The 19,276-nt window shown below is 33.9% G+C and carries 15 protein-coding genes; 4 read left to right on the top strand and 11 right to left on the bottom strand.

The genetic code is table 11. The annotated features are described in order from the left end of the window. Positions 1-57: 57 nt before the first annotated feature. The 9 genes from HNP99_RS04395 to HNP99_RS04435 all read right to left on the bottom strand — a co-directional run bounded on the left by HNP99_RS04395 (position 58) and on the right by HNP99_RS04435 (position 11,862). The gene (locus tag HNP99_RS04395; protein WP_173851674.1) at positions 58-3,240 is read right to left on the bottom strand and encodes a M4 family metallopeptidase; all 3,183 of its coding nucleotides are present in this window, start codon (positions 3,238-3,240) and stop codon (positions 58-60) included. A 629-nt stretch (positions 3,241-3,869) separates the two neighbouring features. Continuing rightward, the gene (locus HNP99_RS04400) at positions 3,870-4,067 is read right to left on the bottom strand and encodes a hypothetical protein (RefSeq protein WP_173851676.1); all 198 of its coding nucleotides are present in this window, start codon (positions 4,065-4,067) and stop codon (positions 3,870-3,872) included. Next, entirely contained in the window at positions 4,064-5,458 is a 1,395-nt protein-coding gene (locus tag HNP99_RS04405; protein ID WP_173851678.1) for a radical SAM protein, read from the bottom strand. Before HNP99_RS04405 ends, HNP99_RS04400 begins: the two co-directional genes overlap by 4 nt. Beyond that, on the bottom strand, positions 5,448-6,188 hold the full coding sequence (locus HNP99_RS04410) for a prolipoprotein diacylglyceryl transferase (RefSeq protein WP_173851680.1): 741 nt from the start codon (positions 6,186-6,188) through the stop codon (positions 5,448-5,450). The genes HNP99_RS04405 and HNP99_RS04410 overlap by 11 nt, the downstream gene beginning before the upstream one ends. A 28-nt stretch (positions 6,189-6,216) precedes the next feature. Continuing rightward, complete coding sequence (locus tag HNP99_RS04415) at positions 6,217-6,873, bottom strand: 3-oxoacid CoA-transferase subunit B (protein ID WP_173851829.1); 657 nt, start codon at positions 6,871-6,873, stop codon at positions 6,217-6,219. A gap of 85 nt (positions 6,874-6,958) precedes the next feature. Further along, entirely contained in the window at positions 6,959-7,657 is a 699-nt protein-coding gene (locus HNP99_RS04420; protein WP_173851682.1) for a CoA transferase subunit A, read from the bottom strand. 124 nt (positions 7,658-7,781) lie between these two features. Continuing rightward, a complete protein-coding gene (locus tag HNP99_RS04425; RefSeq protein ID WP_173851684.1) occupies positions 7,782-10,085 on the bottom strand; it encodes a penicillin-binding protein 1A in 2,304 nt (767 codons plus the stop codon). A 6-nt stretch (positions 10,086-10,091) separates the two neighbouring features. Further along, positions 10,092-10,571 carry a gliding motility lipoprotein GldH gene (locus HNP99_RS04430; RefSeq protein WP_173851686.1) on the bottom strand — a complete coding sequence of 160 codons (480 nt, stop codon included), beginning with the start codon at positions 10,569-10,571 and terminating at the stop codon, positions 10,092-10,094. After that, positions 10,555-11,862, bottom strand: coding sequence for a PSP1 domain-containing protein (locus tag HNP99_RS04435; RefSeq protein WP_173851688.1), 1,308 nt, complete (start codon positions 11,860-11,862; stop codon positions 10,555-10,557). Before HNP99_RS04435 ends, HNP99_RS04430 begins: the two co-directional genes overlap by 17 nt. A gap of 469 nt (positions 11,863-12,331) precedes the next feature. Here HNP99_RS04435 and HNP99_RS04440 point away from each other — a divergent pair, with 469 nt between their 5' ends. The 4 genes from HNP99_RS04440 to HNP99_RS04455 all read left to right on the top strand — a co-directional run bounded on the left by HNP99_RS04440 (position 12,332) and on the right by HNP99_RS04455 (position 16,188). Continuing rightward, positions 12,332-13,579, top strand: coding sequence for a hypothetical protein (locus tag HNP99_RS04440; protein WP_173851690.1), 1,248 nt, complete (start codon positions 12,332-12,334; stop codon positions 13,577-13,579). 106 nt (positions 13,580-13,685) lie between these two features. After that, entirely contained in the window at positions 13,686-14,198 is a 513-nt protein-coding gene (locus HNP99_RS04445) for a hypothetical protein (RefSeq protein ID WP_173851692.1), read from the top strand. A gap of 74 nt (positions 14,199-14,272) precedes the next feature. Beyond that, positions 14,273-15,220, top strand: a complete 948-nt coding sequence (locus tag HNP99_RS04450; RefSeq protein WP_173851694.1) for a DUF6175 family protein — start codon at positions 14,273-14,275, stop codon at positions 15,218-15,220. A gap of 14 nt (positions 15,221-15,234) precedes the next feature. Continuing rightward, the gene (locus HNP99_RS04455) at positions 15,235-16,188 is read left to right on the top strand and encodes a hypothetical protein (protein WP_173851696.1); all 954 of its coding nucleotides are present in this window, start codon (positions 15,235-15,237) and stop codon (positions 16,186-16,188) included. A gap of 117 nt (positions 16,189-16,305) precedes the next feature. Here HNP99_RS04455 and trhO read toward each other — a convergent pair whose 3' ends face one another. Together trhO and HNP99_RS04465 are read right to left on the bottom strand one after the other, a co-directional pair. Further along, positions 16,306-17,682: an oxygen-dependent tRNA uridine(34) hydroxylase TrhO gene (gene trhO / locus HNP99_RS04460; RefSeq protein WP_173851698.1), complete on the bottom strand. Its 1,377-nt coding sequence runs from the start codon at positions 17,680-17,682 to the stop codon at positions 16,306-16,308. Positions 17,683-18,303: 621 nt separating this feature from the next. Then, complete coding sequence (locus tag HNP99_RS04465; protein WP_173851700.1) at positions 18,304-19,089, bottom strand: DUF6503 family protein; 786 nt, start codon at positions 19,087-19,089, stop codon at positions 18,304-18,306. Between the last annotated feature and the right edge of the window lie 187 nt (positions 19,090-19,276).

Here is a 19,276-nt window from a genome sequence, read left to right on the forward strand (position 1 = left end):
TATAATCAAAAAAAGCCTCACAATAATGTGAGGCTTTTCTATTATAAATTTAAAATTTTAGTTTTTGTAAATCTTTTTTGTTGTGGTTTTTTGTCCGTCATTTACTTCAATGATATATACACCAGCATCCAATTGGCTGACATTAATTTCATTTTTAGAAAGTGTACCTGAACCTACCATTTGTCCTAAAAGATTGAGTATTCTATAGTCTCCTTTTCTTTGATCTGTCATTTGTACATTTAGGTAACTATTGACAGGGTTAGGATACATCGAAAGGTCAGAAATGGAAGGTTCATCCCCTAATTCAGTGCTATTATTCAAACTAGTGAAACTAGTGATTGTGTTTCCGCCAATATTTACAGTATAATCTTCTACTTCACCATAAGAAAAAGTTTCACATGCTGTTGGGGCTGCATTATATTTCATAGCTACTCTCATACGTGTTGTTCCAGCTAAAGCAGAAGTAGGAACTGTAAATGTACTTGATAAATTTGCGCTGCTAGAAGAGGATCCTGTTACTGCTTCCTCTGAAGTTTCAAAACTTCCATTTTGATTGTAATCAATCCAGACCTTCCAATATTCAGTATAGGATGATCCACTAAATCCAGCACTAAATATAATAGTATTAGATCCATATGGTAAGTTTCCTACTTGAGAAGTAAAGTTTCCGTATCCTGCATTTGCTCCAGTAGTATTTGCAATACCACCTATGCTAACATAATCAATATATTCATCAGTAGCTGAATTTCCTTTGCTTGTGCAATAGGTCAAAGATGTAGTTTTAGGCGTTACAGTAACTGCGTTACTCGCTGCAGAGACATTGCCAGCAAGATCTTTAGCTTTTACAGTATAAATGTAAGCCGTACCAGTTGTTAATCCTGTTACTGAATAAGTAGTAGTAGTAACAGTTGCTTTTAATGTTGATCCTTGATAAACATCGTATCCTGTTACAGCTACATTGTCAGTTGCTGCATTCCATGATAATGTTGTTGTTGTAGCAGTTGTTCCTGATGCCGCTAAACTTGTTGGCGCTGTTGGTGCAGTAGTGTCACTAGATCCGTTAGTTATATTTACGGTATAGTCTTCAACTTCTCCATATGAAAACGCCTCACATGCAGTAGGAATTGCATTATATTTCATTGAAACCCTCATTCGAGTTTCTCCGCTTTTTGCAGTGTTAGGAACTGTAAATGTTCCAGTAACTGGAGTCGTTTTAGATGCTGTTTTACTCCATACCAATTCTCCAGAATCTGAAAAATCTCCATTTTGATTGTAATCAATCCATACAGCATATCCTTCATCGTAGCTTGTCCCAGGCCATGCTGGAGTAATTGTAATCGTATTTGAACTACTTTTTGCTAATGTTGTTGAAGTAGCTGTGTAATCACTGTATCCGGTTCCGCCCGTTGATGTTTTATTAATTGTACCCAAAGCTACTTTACTAATGTATTCATCTGATACACTATTTCCTTTTGAAGCACAATATGCGGTTTCTCCATACGCAGCACCAACTCCAATTGCATAAAATGCATTTGTTGTAGCGATTACTTCTGCAGATCCTGCGCCATATAATTCAACCGCAGATTGTATTCCATATGTTCTTGCATTTGCAAAAGTTGAATTGGCAGAAAGGTAAACACTTTCTATTCGATAAGCTATTTTTGCTGCTTTGTCTATATTTATACCAGTAACCGCGTAAGTGTTTCCAATATCATTTGTTCCAGATTTTCCAACAGCTAAGATGTAAAACCAATGATTCAAAACACCACTATTTGTATGTACACCACAATAATCATTAGCTTTTGCAGGAGTACAATTCACGTTTATCCAGTTTGTTCCTCCATAAGTATCTGGTTGCCCTTCTGATTTTGGATTACTCATAGAACGTAAAGCTGCATGACCGGATCTTCTTTCAATATCTTCTCCTATTAGCCATGTATTTTTAGTTGGTGCTGCATAATATTCAATACATGCTCCCCATATATCTGAGAATGCTTCATTCATTGCGCCCGATTCTTTTTGATAGGCTAAATTTGCAGTTTTTTCGCAAATTGCATGGCCTATTTCATGTGCGGCTACATCAATTGATGTCAATACATCAAAATAAGTACCACTACCATCTCCATAAGTCATTACACTACCGTTCCAGTAAGCATTGTCATAAGCATTGTCGTAATGTACATAGCTCTTTATCGCTGCTCCTGCATTGTCAAAACTGTTTCGCCCATGTACAGTTGACCAATAATCATATGTTTTTTCTGCTCCCCAGTGTGCGTCTAGAGCACCATTATCTTTATTTGTATTATCAAATTCAGCACTAGTCCAGTTATTATCGTTATCAGTAAAGTTTACTGCACTATTATAATTGGTGCTTTTATTCATATTGAAGGTTTGTATACCTTTACCACGAGTTGCATCAGATAAAATATAGCTAGACCCGCTTAATTGAGTTTGGATGCTTTGTGTTCCACTATAACGTGTAGCAGCATTTGCAGCAACAAAACTTGTGTTTTTGTCAGTAATTGTACTTAAAGCGTTTTTATTGTGGCTGTATTTTTCTATGTGTTTTATTCTAGCATTGTAAAATAACGCTTCGCCCGTATTTGCGTCAATGTATAGATCCCCTCTACTAATTGGACTGGTTGCATAAATGTCAAATTTATATGCTAGTGTTATTTTTTGTCCCTCTTTTTTTGTTTTCTTTTGATCCATATCTGGAAGAAATACTAGTTCACCCTCAGGTTTAATGTATCCAATTTCTGCAGCACTTTCAGGATTTTCCCAAAGATATTTTGAAGCTCCTATTTGATTTAATGCTTTTTGAAATGCAGTTTCTTTTGATATAGCTGGAATAATATTTGCATTTTGAGTATCATAATACTCACCACTCATTGAGGTTATTTTACCGCTTTTTGAATGTAAAGTATAAGTTGCAAATTCAACTTTTACACCTTGATGGCTTAATTGGTATTTTTCATGCAAGAAGCCAGATTTATCTGTTTCTGCTTTGATTTGAGAAAATTTTGAATCATTTGTTATCCCTAACTGTTCTTGTAATATTTTTTGTGAGTCACTGGTTTTATAGGTTGATTTTTCAGTGAACACAATTAGAGAAGGTTTGCCATTTTCATTGGTAATTTTCTCTTTTACATTTTTGTTTGTTTCCTGACCTCGTGCTTCAAAAGCCAAAAAGGAAACCGTTATGGCAAGAGCCATTTTTCCTAGTAATTTTGTTTTCATTTTTTGTAGGTTATATTAATATTAAAATTTGGGCAATCAAATTTAACAAAATATTTACAAAAAACTCACATTTTGAGTGATTTAGTTGGGATTAAATTAACATAAAGATAATTTTAATTGATTTTTATAGGAAGAATGAGGGTTGAGCGATGTTTTTAATTAATTGATGAAATTAAGTTTTTTCTTAAGTAAGTAATAGTTTCTAGTAATTTATATTTCAGTTAGTTAATAGTAAAAAGGGTGTTAATGTAAATTATACTCTAAATAATTATAATTCAACCTGATTTTAGTCATAGTTAACTTAGTTGAGGTTCAATAGTAGTTCTACATACTACTCGAACTGATAATTAAATTTTTTTATAAAAAGTTTTAGTATTTATGATTTCTAAAAGAAATAGCATTTCTTTTAGAAATGAGGTTTTGATTTTATAGTAAAATAATTGTGAACATTCATACATTTTTAAATGTCTATTTTTTACTCAATTTAAAATTTAGTAGCTTTTTAATTATTAGATAAACAAATAGGCTGTTCATTTGAACAGCCTATTTGTTGTTTTAAGTAAGCGAAGTAACTTTTACACTGCTTATGTCAATTAGTATTTTAAGAAATGTTTTCTATTATAATTGAATTAAGCCATCATACTTCCACATATTCCCAATCCTATTAGTAAATACAGAGCGGATAAAATATAAAATACTTTTGCTGCCTTAGCGTTATTTTTTTGTAGCCCAAACCCAATTAATGTTAAAACCACAGGAGGCCCCACCATAATTAATGCTATTATGACTACTATACCATTTAAGTTCCCTACCTCTAACTGTATCATATTTGTTGCTTTCTAAGTCCTTCTAATCGTTCTTTTTTATCGTCTCTATAAAATAAATTCATGGTTTCAAAAGGAATGATTTTGTTGTCTTTATCAACAATGTGAACACATGATTTTTTTATTGCTCTTACATCAAAATTATAAGCGTCTATAAATTGCATAATTATAATGCGAAACAGATTGTCGTATCCTAGATTTGGAGCTTCAATATTAGGCAAACAGCACAAGATTGATTTTAAGTTTTCTTCGGCTACAGTTACTGAATTACCTGTACTGAACAATTCTATCATTTTACCGTGTAGCACATCATCTTGTTCATAGATAATAGTGTTTTTGCTATTATCTAATAAGTCATTTGGATTGATGTACCGAGTTAATGGAAAAACTTCTTCTCCTAATTTTAATGCGTATCCCATAACTAAAGCATCAGGATTACATGGTACAGGCAACAAATCATCAGGGTTAAAAATGGATGTTTGTTCTAGAATTTTTCGTCTTACTTCCGTCAAAGTCATTCTGTCGGTTTCTGGATTGAAATTTTCTAATCGTCCTGCAATTTGTGTAGGCTGAAAAGTGACGCCGCGAATGCATTTTTGCTTTAAAGCGAATTCGATTATTTTTCCAATTTCGGAGTCATTTAATCCTTTTTGTAAAGTAACAACTAAGGTAGTAGAAAGATTAAGTTCATTCAGATTTTCAATGGCTTGTTTTCGAATGTCATTTAATTCGGCTCCTCTTAATTCTTTTAAAACACTATTTTCAAAAGAATCAAATTGTAAATAAATTTCAAAATCAGGGGCATAAGTACTTAATTGTTTTGCAAATTCTTTGTCTTTGGCAATTTTAATCCCATTAGTATTTAACATTAAATGCTTAATTGGAAGTGATTTTGCATAATCTAAAATCTCAAAAAACTGTGGATGAATCGTGGGTTCTCCGCCACTTATTTGTACAACATCAGGTTCTTTTTCGTTTCGAACGATGGTGTCAAGCATGGCTTTTACTTCGTCCAACGTTCTGTGTCTTCCATAAGTAGGTGAGGAGCCGGCGTAACAAGTAGGGCAGCTTAAATTACATCTATCCGTGATTTCAACAACAGTTAAACAAGAATGCTGCTCATGATCGGGACATAAACCACAATCGTAAGGACAGCCATAATCCGTTTTTGTATTAAATTTGTATGGCGTCTCAGAGGGTTTATTATAATTTCGGATGTTCTTATAATAAGGAATATCATCTGCAATTAATACTTTAGAATTTCCGTGTTCTGGACATCTTTTAAGCATGTAAACATTGTCGTCTTGAAAAACAATTTTTGCATCAATACGTTTTAAGCATTCCGGACATAAGCTTAAAGTGAAATCGTAATAAGTATAATCTCTAACTGGCATTTTTGAATAAATTTAAAATTGTTTTGTAATAATAAATGTAGCAAATTATACTTAAGATTTGTATAGAACTTAAACCAAATGTAAAAAAAGTATTAGGTTTTAGGAATTCAATGAAAAAACGGAATCCAAAATAAGAAATCATGAAATATTGAAAGAGTAATCCGTTTTGTAATTTTTTTCTTTTTAGAACGGTTAGAAAGTAGAATAGAACGGCGAGAAATACCAATTCATACAAGGCCAAAGGATGCCTTTGTAGACCATCTCCTAAATTCATTCCCAGAAAAAAAGTGGTTTCTTTTCCGTACGTAAACTCATTTGTGCCTGATAAAAAGCAGCCAATTCGACCAATGAAAATACCCAAAATTATTGGGAAAACAAATAAGTCTCCTGAAGACTCTTTCTCTCCAATAATTTTTTTAGCTAGTTCCACTCCAAGTAGGCCTCCAAACAATCCGCCCATAATTGTCTTATAGTTCAATAAATCAATAAAAGACGGTAATGAGGTTGGTAAAATAGGGTTCTCTAAAAAGCCAAAAATTCTTGACCCTAAGAAAGCGCCTATAGTTGCACCAAGAATTATGGAGAGTCTGTTGGTTGTTTGTATTGAATCAGTGGTTTTTTTTCTTCTAAAAAGATAATACCGATAGCCAATAAAAAAGGCTAGGTATTCAAAAACAAGATGAATATTTATTTTGTAACCTAAAACAATGGGATCAAAAGGAATATTCATCTTATAAGTTTATACAAAAAGGTTGTTTTTAATCTATTTGCATCTCTGGAATATCTCCTTCAATAATTAAATCAGCTTCAGTTGCTGCAATTATGTGATCTACTGATACGCCAGGAGCTCTTTCTAGTAATTTAAAACCTTTTGGAGTTATTTCTAATACGGCAAGTTCAGTCACTACTTTTTTTACACAACCTACACCAGTTAATGGTAAGCTGCATTTTTTAAGGATTTTTGATTCACCTTTTTTGTTAACATGCATCATGGCAACAATAATATTTTCGGCAGAGGCTACGAGATCCATTGCGCCACCCATTCCTTTTACCATTTTCCCTGGAATTTTCCAGTTAGCGATATCGCCATTTTCGGCTACTTCCATAGCACCAAGAATAGTTAAGTCAACTTTTTGTGAACGAATCATTCCAAAACTCAAAGCAGAATCAAAGAAGGATGCGCCTGCTAAGGTGGTTATGGTTTGTTTTCCAGCGTTAATGATGTCTGCGTCTTCCTCTCCTTCAAATGGGAATGGACCCATGCCCAGAACACCGTTCTCGCTTTGAAATTCAACAGCGATATCATTACGTACATAATTAGCAACTAAGGTAGGGATTCCGATTCCTAAGTTTACGTAATATCCGTCTTTAACTTCTTTAGCTATTCGTTTTGCGATTTCTTCTTTTCCTAACATATCACTTTTATTTAAACCATTAAGAATTAAGGTTAACTGCATTTTTTACTGAGCAATAATCCTGAATTTTGTGGATTGATGTTGATTATTTTTGTCTAACCGTTCTTTGCTCTATTCTTTTCTCAAATTTCTCTCCTTGAAAAATGCGTTGTACCATGATACCAGGAATATGAATTTCATTTGGGTTTAATGAGCCTGCGGGTAAAAGTTCTTCTACTTCGGCTACTGTGATTTTTGCGCCACCAGCCATGCAAGCGTTAAAGTTACGAGCGGTTCCTTTAAAGATTAAGTTTCCTGCTTCGTCGCCTTTCCATGCTTTTACGATGGCAAAATCAGCTTTATAGGCTAATTCCATGATGTGCATTTTTCCGTTAAATTCACGAACTTCTTTTCCTTCGGCTACTTCTGTTCCGTATCCTGCTGGTGTAAAGAAAGCAGGAATACCAGCTTGAGCGGCACGGCATTTTTCGGCCAATGTTCCTTGAGGTGTTAATTCAACGTCAAGTTCTCCAGAAAGCATTTGTCGTTCAAATTCGGCATTTTCGCCTACGTAGGAAGAGATCATTTTTTTGATTTGGCGCTTTTGCAAAAGCAATCCTAATCCAAAATCATCTACTCCTGCATTGTTAGAAATACAGGTAAGCTCTTTAGTTTCTTTGATTACAAGTTCGGCAATGGCATTTTCTGGTATACCGCACAGTCCAAAACCACCTAACATAATGGTCATTCCGTCTTGTACTCCTTCAAGTGCTTCTTGTACACTGTTTACTTTTTTATTAATCATATATTGTGGTTATAATAGTGTAATTAATAGCTTATTGTTTAGCCCAGATCAAAGCGACATCCTTTGTGGCCGGTGTTCAGCCAGAAAGATATAGCGGAGAGCTGGAAATAGCTTCTAAAAATTTTTAGAATTCAAACTCATCAGTGTTTTGAATAGCTGTTGTGTCTTTAACTTTTGGAGCGGTATAACAATCTACTTTTATGGAAAGGTTTGCAGGTCTTTCAAACTCAGTTTTAGATACTTTTAAGTCTTTATCTGCATAGCACAGTTTCATGAAGTAACCCCAAACAGGTAAGGCAGCAGTTGCTCCTTGTCCGTAGGTGATGCTTTTAAAACGAGCCGAACGGTCTTCGCAACCTACCCAAACACCCGTTACTAGATTAGGAACCATTCCCATGAACCAACCATCTGATTGGTTTTGAGTGGTACCTGTTTTACCTGCAATAGGGTTTTTAAACATATATGGATATCCTGTAATTCTATTGTACCCATTTCCTCCACCTTGAGTTCTTAATCGACTTCCTGAACCACCCTCAGTTACTCCTTCAAGTAATTTTATGATTGCAAAGGCAATATCTTTATTCAATACATCATGAGATTCTGGAATAGGTTCGTAGATAACTACGCCACTTTTATCTTCTATGCGTGATAAAAATTGGGGTTTATTATAGACTCCTTGATTTGCGAAGGTGCTGTAGGCAGCAACCATATCTTCAACAGTGATGTCTACTGCTCCAAGAGCGATAGATGGTTGCAATGGAATATTGGATTTTATACCCAATTTATGTGTAAGCTCCACTACGGCTTCAGGTCCTACTTTATCCATTAATTTTGCCGAAACAGTATTAATAGAGTTGGCTAATGCTTTTTTCAGAGTAATCATACCTAGGTACCTATTATTTGAGTTACGTGGTGTCCAAGATGCAGTAACGTGATGACGGCCTACTGGAATAGTAAATGGTGCATCAATAATAGAATCGCATGGAGACATGTTTAATTGCTCAATGGCAGTAGCATAAACAAATGGTTTGAATGTAGACCCTACTTGTCTAGCTCCTTGACCAACGTGATCATATTGAAAATATTTGTAATTAATACCTCCAACCCAAGCTTTGATACTTCCAGTTTGTGGTTCCATTGCCATTAAACCAGTTTGTAAAAAGTGCTTGTAATAACGAATAGAATCAATAGGAGTCATAATAGTATCTTTCTCTCCTTTCCAAGTAAAAACAGTCATTTTAGTTTTTACATTGAATGATTTTATAATTTCTTCGTCAGTTTTTTCTAATGATTTAAGCACAGACCATCTGTTAGAAGACTTCATTGCTTGTGTTAAAATGCGTTGCGTTTCTTTATCAGATATGTTTACAAAAGGAGCGTTCTTGTTCTTCTTAGCTTGGATAAAAAACTCTTCTTGTAAGTTAGCCATATGCGCTGCTACTGCTTCCTCCGCATGTAATTGCATTCGAGAATCAATAGTAGTGTATATTTTTAAACCGTCTTTGTAGATGTCATAATCAGAGCCATCTGGTTTTTTATTCTCCTGTGCCCATTTTTTCATGTATTCACGAAGGTACTCTCTAAAATAAGTTGCGGTTCCTTCTCGATGACTTTCTAATTTAAAGTGCAAAGTGATTGGTAAAGCCTGAAATTTTTCTTTTTCCTCTTTAGAAATCATGTGACTTTTTTGCATCTGTGCTAAGACTACATTTCTTCTGTTTTTAACTCCTTGAATATTTCTAATAGGATTATACAAAGTAGAATTCTTGAACATTCCAACTAATATTGCAGACTCATCGATGCTTAATTGTTTAGGAGTTTTAGAAAAATACGTTTGCGCTGCAGAGCTTACTCCAACAGAGAAATTACCAAAATCGTAAACATTACAATACATGGCAAGTATTTCGTTTTTAGTATATTGTCTTTCTAGTCTAATGGCGATTACCCATTCTTTGATTTTTTGAACAATTCTGAACGGAAGGAATTTAGACCCTTCACCATGAAACAATTGTTTGGCTAATTGCTGTGTTAGCGTACTCGCACCTCCATTAGTTCCAAAATTAGAAAGTGCTCGCAAAGTTCCTCTTCCATCAATACCAGAGTGCTCATAGAAACGCTCATCTTCTGTAGCTACTAGTGCATCTACAAAGTTTTTAGGTAAGTCAGAATATCTTAATTGAGAGCGGTTTTGTTGGAAGTATTTTCCAATAACAACACCATCAGCAGAGATGATTTCTGTAGCCAGGTTCGAATCTGGATTTTCTAGATCTTCAAAGGAAGGCATTGCGCCAAAGATTCCCCATGAAGCAAATAAGAAAAACAAAATTACGCCTCCTAGGCCATAGAGGAAAATTTTCCAAAAATTCCTTGTGTAACGTTTATAATCGTTAGTATTGTTTTTACCTTGATTGTTTTTTTTAGCAGCCATATACTATTATTCTATTTTTTCTATTCGTAAACCTACTTCTGTGATTCCATCTAATTCAGTAACTCCAGGGACTTTACCTGTTTCTCTAACGGCTTGTTTTATATTGACTTTATAGGTACTTCTAAAACGGACATTGTCTTTATAGAATAATTTACTTTCCTTAATGTCAGTAAATCCATTCCCTAATAGTGTACCATCAGGTTCAGCCATTTCGTACTCTAGAGTGTCAATTTTTGTATATCCGTTTGGTAATTCCAGTGAAACAATCAAAAACAAGTTGTTGTATTTGTAATTGTCATTGTCCCTAATATTGATAAACATATTGTACCTCTTAGTAGAGTCAAGTTGTGGTAAATCAAAAGATACAATACTGTCTTTATGCCAAGCACTTCCAACAGATTTGTATTCGTCAAAAACTCTTTTTTTATCACATGAAAAAAGAACTACAGTTATCAAAAGAACTAAAAGGCTATTTTTTAGTCTCATTTTTTTTAATAATTATTGGTTTTCTTACTGCATCAGGTTCTGTTGCAGCGGGTTTTTTCTCGTTTGCAGTTCCTGGTTTTTTATGAACAGGCTTTTTGTTATTAGCAATAATTTTATTATCGCCTGCTTTTTTAGGCTGTGCTACAATCACATTTTCACCTACCTTTTTAGGTTTTTTATTTGGTCTCTTACTTTTCTTAGGTTGGTCAAAACGAGTTAAACTCTCTTGCCCCATCGCATTATTAAAGTCTTTTTCAGTTTCCTGAATAACCTCTATAGCATAATCTTCAAGTGCCGATACTTTTATTTTTAATTTATTTTCGGCTATAATTTCTTTTACCTTATCAATTTTAAGGATGTGCCAGTTTGCAAAATTATTCGTGTAAGCAAACCACATTAATCCTTTAAAAATATCTTGTTTTTGACAAATAGCTTCTCCTTTTTCAGTAACTAATTTTGTTTCAAAATCAGGAAAACCTTTTAAAGCATCCATGTAAGTGTCTAATTCGTAGTTTAAACAACACTTTAATTTACCGCATTGACCGGCTAATTTTTGTGGGTTTAAAGACAATTGTTGGTAACGTGCTGCAGAGGTATTTACACTTCTAAAATCGGTTAACCATGTAGAACAACATAGTTCGCGTCCACAAGATCCAATTCCTCCTAAACGAGCTGCTTCTTGACGGAAACCTACTTGTTTCATTTCGACTCTAGTACTGAATTCTTTAGCAAAATCTTTAATCAACATTCTAAAGTCTACTCGATCATTTGCAGTGTAATAAAAAGTAGCTTTGGATGCATCCCCTTGAAATTCAATATCAGATATTTTCATTTCTAGTTTGTGCTGAATGGCTAATTCACGCGCTCTTACTTTCATAGGTTCTTCACGCTCGCGAGCTGCTGACCAAATGTCGATGTCTTTTTGAGATGCTTTTCTATATATTTTCGGAATTTCATTACCATTGTAATTGGCTCCTTTTTTCTTCATTTGGATTTTTACTAACTCACCAGTTAAGGTTACAATCCCAATATCATGACCAGGAGAGGCTACTGTGGCAACAATGTCACCCATAGATAAAGTTAGTTTCTCAGTATTGCGATAAAATTCTTTTCGTCCATTTTTAAAACGAACTTCAACACAGTCAAAAGGAGCTTCACCGTTAGGTAAACTCATATTAGAAAGCCAATCGAAAACAGTTAATTTATTGCAGCTATCGGTGCCGCAAGTTCCATTATTTTTACAACCCTTAGGTGAGCCACCATCAGAAGTTGAACAACTTGTACATGCCATAATTTTATATATAGTGTTGCGACGAGCACAACTTAAGTTCTTAAAACGTTTAATGGGTAAAGATAGTATTTTTTGATTAAATGTTTCAACCTCTATTTTCGAATAGTTTTATTCCGTTTATAGATTTTTGTGTTATTTTATAAAATCAAGATATTTAACGTTTTACTTAAATTATTTATTTCGTATTGTTTTAACGCTTTGACTATTTTAAATTCATTACGGTGTCTATTAGTGTATTTTTAATTAAAAAAAAAGATTTTTTTTATTAAATAAATTCTTAGGTTTGCCGCTGAAAACAAAAATCCTAGTATAATCTTATAACAAGTAAACACTTATTAAACAAGTGTTGCTGTGTAGGATTATATTGGGATTTTTTTTTGAAATTTCATTAAAAAGGTGTAGTCCAGAAAACACATTAAAAAACGGGGAATAACTCTAAATCCTCAAGAGTAAGAAACAAATAAATTTTATGAAACTTAAAAGTTCATTTTTACTAATTTTAGCTGTAGCAAGTTTTAACGGCTTTTCACAAGGGAATAAAGATCTAAAAGATATTAAATATCGCCGAAGCTCTTTACATACTATTTTAATAGAATCCGATAATTTCCCTAAAAAGGAAGAAGTGATTAAAGCCTATTACAGTGCTCCATTTCCTGAGAAATATGATAATCATAACATTGGTGTTAAGTCCTTTGATGGTAAAAAGTATGGTGCAAAAGAAGGTGCTTCTGAGGAAGAGACGATTGCAATGATTGATCAATACTTAAAATCGAATAAAATTGCCAATAAAATGGTGGCTAAATGGTTTAATAGAAAAGCTAATGGAACTTTTGATATTCAGTTAATTACTGAAAGAGGACTTATTAATGCGTCTTTTACAGACATGAAAACAGCAGCAGCATCTGCAGAAGGAAACGCATTATTAGTAACCGCAGGTTTAGAGTTGTTAAATAATACGTTTGTAGTTGTTTCAAAAATGAAATTTATAGAAAACGAGCCTGTAGCCAGAGTTGCCAGAGATGCAGCTATCTTAACAGCCAATAAATTAAGTGTAGCTATGTTGCGTACTAAAGCAATTGCAGTTGCAGACAAAGCGTACGATAAAGGAAAAGAAGGGTATTCTGTTTGGACAACTTCTTTCTTGTACAAATTAAAATGGGATGATGCTACAAGCAATACTTTTTATCAAGATTATTGGTTAGACAATGCTGCTGACCCAACTGCTGCTGCAAAGAAAGCAAAATTTGATTCAAGTGATTTATTTCAATTAGAATTTGTTGGTTCTGAAAGCGCTACAAGTTTAGTTACTTTTTCTCTTTCTCAAAAAAGAACAGAAAATGAGATCATAGATTTATCTGTTGTTAGAAATATCGATAATGTGTACGCCAAACTTCAAAAGAAATATGATGTGTTTAAAACAAAAGTTCCATTGTACTCTGTAAGTCCTTTAAAAGCCAAAATTGGTATGAAAGAAGGTTTAGAAGGTGGTGAGAAATTTGAAGTTTTAGAAGCAAACATGGATCCTAAAACAGGAATTATCGAATACAAAAAGAAAGGTACAATAAAAGTAGATAAGGATAATATCTGGGACAACCGTTTCAATGCAGGTTTCTTAGAAGAGGATAATGAAGGTGGTAGTAAAAAAGCTCTTGATGGAACATTACTTGAAGGAGGAGGGAAGTTTTACTCAGGAATGTTAATTAGACAAATCAATTAATTTTAATCAATAGCTTATAATTAAGAATCATACGGAACCTTTATTTTAGAATAGTCTAAATAAGTTTCGTGTGATTTTTAAATTATTTAATTTTAAATCTATACAAATGAAAAATATTAAATTTATTGCAGCACTATTTTTATTGTTGTCTTTTGTCAATATAAGTTTAGCTCAGTCTCGCAAAGCAGACAAAGATACAAAAGCATGGAGATACGAGATAGAAGCTGTTCAAACAGGAGTTCAAGGAACGTATTTAATTAAAGTTTGGTCGTATTCTAAAAAGCCCGAAGTGGCAATGGAACAAGCAAAAAAGAACGCTATTCACGGAATAATTTTTAAAGGTTTTACTGGAATATCAGGTGTTCCTGGACAAAGCCCTTTGGCCAATAGCCTAAACTTAGAGGACGAAAAAGAAGATTTTTTCAAACCTTTCTTTAATGACGGAGGAGATTATATGAAATATGTTTCTCTCTCAAATGATGGGTCTGTTGCGGCAGAGGACAGAATGAAAATTGGTAAAGAATACAAAATTGGAGTAATTGTAGCGGTAAATATTACCGACTTAAGAAAAGATTTAGAGAAAGCCAATATCATAAAATCACTTTCTAGTGGATTTTAATTCTTCACTGAAATAAATAGTTGTTTTCTAAAGAGAGGCAAAGCATAATTTATAATAACAATAATAGTATAACAATGAAAAGAATAATTTTATTCGCAATAGTTTTTTTTAATGCAGCATTGACTGTAAATGCACAAGCTAAGAAACCTACAATTATGGTAGTTCCTAGTGATGTTTGGTGTAATCAAAGAGGGTATATGCTTGACTTTGATAATCAAGGAACTTATGTTCAAGTGCCTGATTACAAAAGAGCAGTGCAAGAGGATGCCGCATTGCTAATAGTAATTAGTAAAATAAATGAGTTAATGGCTTCTAGAGGTTTTCCATTAAAAAATTTAGAATCTGTTTTAAAATCATTAGAAAGTGAATCTGCAGAAGATGCGATGCTAACAGGTAAAAAAACGGGTGCATCAGTTGTAGAAAGTCCTATTGACAAATTGAAAAAAGTGGCTAAAGCTGATATTATCATGCAAGTAACTTGGAATGTTAATACCATAGGACCTAAACATTCTATTACTTTTAACCTTCAAGGTTTAGATTCATATACTGATAAACAAGTTGCGGGAGCATCTGGAACTGGTCAAGAATTAATCGGTTCTACTTTACCAGTTATGTTAGAAACAGCGGTATTGTCACAAATTGACAATTTTAATGTACAATTAATGAGTCACTTTGATGATTTATTTGCTAACGGTAGAGAGATTACTTTAAGGGTTAAGAAATTTGACTCTTTCGCGGGTGATTTTGAAACTGAATATGCAGGGGAAGAACTAGGTACTCAAATTGAATCATGGGTTCAAAAAAATACTGTAAAAGGACGCTTTAGCACTACAGATGCAACAGAAAACATGATGTTGTTCGAACAAGTTAGAATTCCGCTTTTTGATGCAACTGGAAAAGCAATTGATGCAAGAGCTTGGGCTAAAGGACTTCAAAAATATTTAAAAGAAACTTATAAAATTGAAGCTAAGTTAATGACTAAAGGTCTTGGTCAAGCTTCTATTGTTGTAGGAGAAAAATAAAAAAAATCATAACTATGAAAAAGATAATTCCAATTTTACTATTGTTTGTAGTCTCAGTAGTTAAAGCGCAAAGCAATTCCGTTGATGCAGCTTCGCAAATAGAATTAAGTACATATGTTTCAGACGGTGTAGAAGGTTTAACTGATATTGCGAGAAATAATTTAGAAAATAAATTGTCACAAATTGTGACTGCTAATGGCATGGGAGTTAGCTCTGCTTATTCTAGGTTTATTATAACCGCAAATATTGAGGTTTTGTCTAAAGATATTACCGCAACAGCTCCACCAATGCAGGCTTATACGCTTGGGGTTAACTTTTACATTGGTGACGGTATGGAAGGAATCAAATTCTCTTCCTATTCGGTTACAGTAAAAGGAGTGGGGACAAATGAAACTAAAGCTTATATTGCCGCATTAAAAAATATTAAAACTAATGACCCTCAATATCAGGTTTTTATCAATAAAGCGAAGCTAAAAATTATCGACTTTTATAATAAAAAATGTGATGCGATTATTACAGAGGCTAAAAGTGCAGCAGGACAAGGTCAATATGATGCCGCTTTGTACAAGTTAGCAACTATTCCAACTGCTTGTAAGGAGTGTTATGCAAAAGCAGTTCCTATTACAAAAGTAATTTACAAACAACAAATTGATAGAGAATGTAAAGTTAATTTGGCTAATGCCAAAAGTAGTTGGGCTAGTAATCAAGATCAATATGGCGCAACAAGTGCTAGCGAATATTTAGCTTTGATAGATCCTAATGCTAGTTGCTACAAAGAAGCGCAAGCTTTTTCGAACCAAATTGCTGCTAAAATTCTTGCCGATGAAAAAAGAGAATGGAATTTTAGAATGAAAGTGTATCAAGATGACGTCACTGCAGAAAGAGCTGCAATGCAAGCTGCAAGAGACATTTCTTTAGCTTATGCAAAAGCCGAAGTTATTAACTATACGATCGTAGGTTGGTGGTAAGAAATGCATCTTTAATTAAAATAAAAACAGCTGTAAGAGTCACTTTTACAGCTGTTTTTTTATTTTTAAAATCCTAATAATTTTGTAATCTCAAATACTGAAAAATCAGTAATCATTTTAGTCTAAAATCTTATACAGCTTATCTGATAATCGTATTCTAAACGGTAATTTGAAGGTACAAACATCTCCTGCAACAGCTTTATTAGCTTTTACATCATTTACCTGCATCTCAGTTAATATAAGTTTTTGCTCACCGGTAGTCATTCCTTTAATTAATATAGTATCGCCTATGTTGATTTCATTTTCTTCGATGTTGAATTGTCCAATACTTGGTTTTGGATAAAAATGCGTTCCGTTACCAATGTATTGTTTCTTGATTTTTGGTTGCTTTTTGGCCAACGCTTTCGATTTTGTTAAATCAGCAAGGTTAGGAACTGCCGCCAAAGGATCAACATTCGCCTCTCTGTTCTTGAAAGTTAACACGTCCGATTTCCCTTTTTTGAAAATCTTATTGCCGTTTTTCACGCCACGACGAATCGCTTTTTGCTCCTCTTCTGGTAAGTGAATCACGTCTACACAGTCCTGTGAACAACATCCTTGCATGGCCTGCGCACAGTCTTCACACTGAATAAACAATAAATGGCAACCTTCGTTGATGCAATTGGTGTGTACATCACAAGGCTTTCCGCATTGGTGGCATTTAGATACGATGTCGTCTGTAATTCTTTCGCCTAAGCGGTGATCAAACACAAAGTTTTTACCAATGAATTTACTCTCTAAATTCTCCTCTTTGATTTGTTTGGCGTAATTAATAATTCCACCTTCAAGTTGGTATACATTTTTAAAACCTTGGTGTTTAAAATAAGCCGAAGCCTTCTCACAACGAATTCCTCCGGTGCAATACATCACTAAGTTTTTATCTTCTTTAAAATCTTTTAATTGTTCGTTGATGATAGGCAATGACTCTCTAAAAGTATCCACATCTGGTGTAATCGCCCCTTTAAAATAGCCAATTTCACTTTCGTAGTGATTTCTAAAATCAACCACAATCGTATTGGGATCGTCTAAAATAGTATTGAATTCCTTTGCTTTTAAATGCACGCCAATGTTTGTCACATCAAAAGTTTCATCATTCAAACCATCAGCAACAATTTTGTCACGAACCTTAATCGTCAGTTTCAAGAACGAGTGGTCATCATGCTCTACGGCAATATTCAATCGCATTCCTTGCATGAAATCATACTGCTCGATTGTATCCTTAAAAGCATAGAAGTTATCTGCCGGAAGTGATAACTGAGCGTTAATTCCCTCTTTGGCTACATAAATTCGACCAAGAACCACTAGCAGGTCCCAAGCACGGAATAAATCGTTACGAAATTGTGTTGGATCTTGAATTTGCGCATAAGCATAGAAAGACAAAGTAAGTCTCTGTTTCCCGGCATCATCAATCATGATGGCTCTTTCTTCTGCGCTTAAAGTGTTATACAGTTGCATGCTATAAACGGTTTAAGTGTGAAAAATTATTTTTGCAAAAGTAAGGAAAAGGGACTAAGTGGCAAAGTTTATTGGTCACTTAGTTTCAAAGCTGCAGAGTTATAGAGTTACAGAGTTTCAAAGCTTCAGGGTTTAGGAGCTTCAAAGTTTTAGAGTTCCAGAGTAAAGTAATTTCATAAAGATTTTTAATTTGCGAATTTGCGGTATTTTTTCAGGAGCTATTTCCAGCTATTCACTATATCTCTAGTGTCCGCTATCGCTACCACAAGAGGATGCCGCTGTTATCTGGCCTACTTTTGACGACTACTGCTGTCAAGATATTTTTTAGATTTAATTAGCAACCACGTTTTTGGTCAGGATTTTTGAAGCTTCTTTTAGTTTAGCTTGTTCGTATAAAGCAGGTAAATCTTTCGGAGGCGTTTTGCTGAATACTACTACTTAATTTAATTTCAAGTTACAGCAATAGCTAATGATTTTTAATTTGCGAATTTGCGGTATTTTTTCAGGAGCTATTTCCAGCTATTCGCTATATCTTTTGTGTCCGCTATCGCTACCACAAGAGGATGCCGCTGCTATCTGGGCTACTTGTGACGACTACTGCTAACAAGATATTTTTTAGATTTAATTAGCAACCACGTTTTCGGTCAATATTTTTGAAGCTTCTTTTAATTTACCTTGTTCGTATAAAGCGGGTAAATCTTTCAAAGGGGTTTTTACCGGCGCTTCATAATTGATGTAATCCTGAAAAGTAACACCATCAACTACTCTTGTATTGAAAGCAGCTCTAAAACGCACACCACCTTCATTGACTTGGTAATTGTATGCGAAGTAATCCATTAAGTGTGTTTCTTTATTGATCCAATATTGGTACTGGTCATCAAAATCTTTTCCGCCACCATCTTGACCAAAAGTTACCTCGATTACATCGTAATTTTTGCCTTTAATAGTTGTTTCTTCTACATACTTTTTATGTACAGAAGCATCTTGAAGTTTGTGAGGAAGCGTTGCAAAATAAATAACAGAATTCAATGATTCCCCGTATTTACCGGCATCTTCAGCAGTAAGATTTTGTTTTTGAGAATTAATGTAACGAGTGAAATCACTATTGATCATTACATCTTTGATAAGTGAATCACCTTTTTGTACTTCAGATGAATATTCGTAATTATTGCCGTCATTTTTAAAACGGTATTTTTTATCTCTAAAAGTAAATGAATAATCGGCTTTAGCGTATAAATCACCACCATGAGCTTTTATAGCAGTATTGATAATAGAATCTGCTTTAGATAGCGGTTTAGCCATTTCAGTAGTTTCTTTTTTAACAATTTCGTCCTGATTTTCTTTTTTAGAATTACAAGAAATAGTAACGGCCGCTAAAAGGCAAAGAGTAAGTATCGATTTTTTCATTTTATAAAAATATTGTTTTTTGTAGGGAACTAAAAACAGATGCTGATTTTTGTGTAAAGTTTAACTTTGGAGAAGTTGATTGATGAGCAATTCTGTTTTTTAAGAAATTATGAGATAAGATTCGAACGCTAACGTCTTGGCGCTACAAGATGTTTGTGACTAAAGATGCGAGTTTTTTCCATTAAAC

It is taken from the genome of Flavobacterium gelidicaeli (assembly GCF_013294005.1).
In the GTDB taxonomy this organism is placed as follows: domain Bacteria; phylum Bacteroidota; class Bacteroidia; order Flavobacteriales; family Flavobacteriaceae; genus Flavobacterium.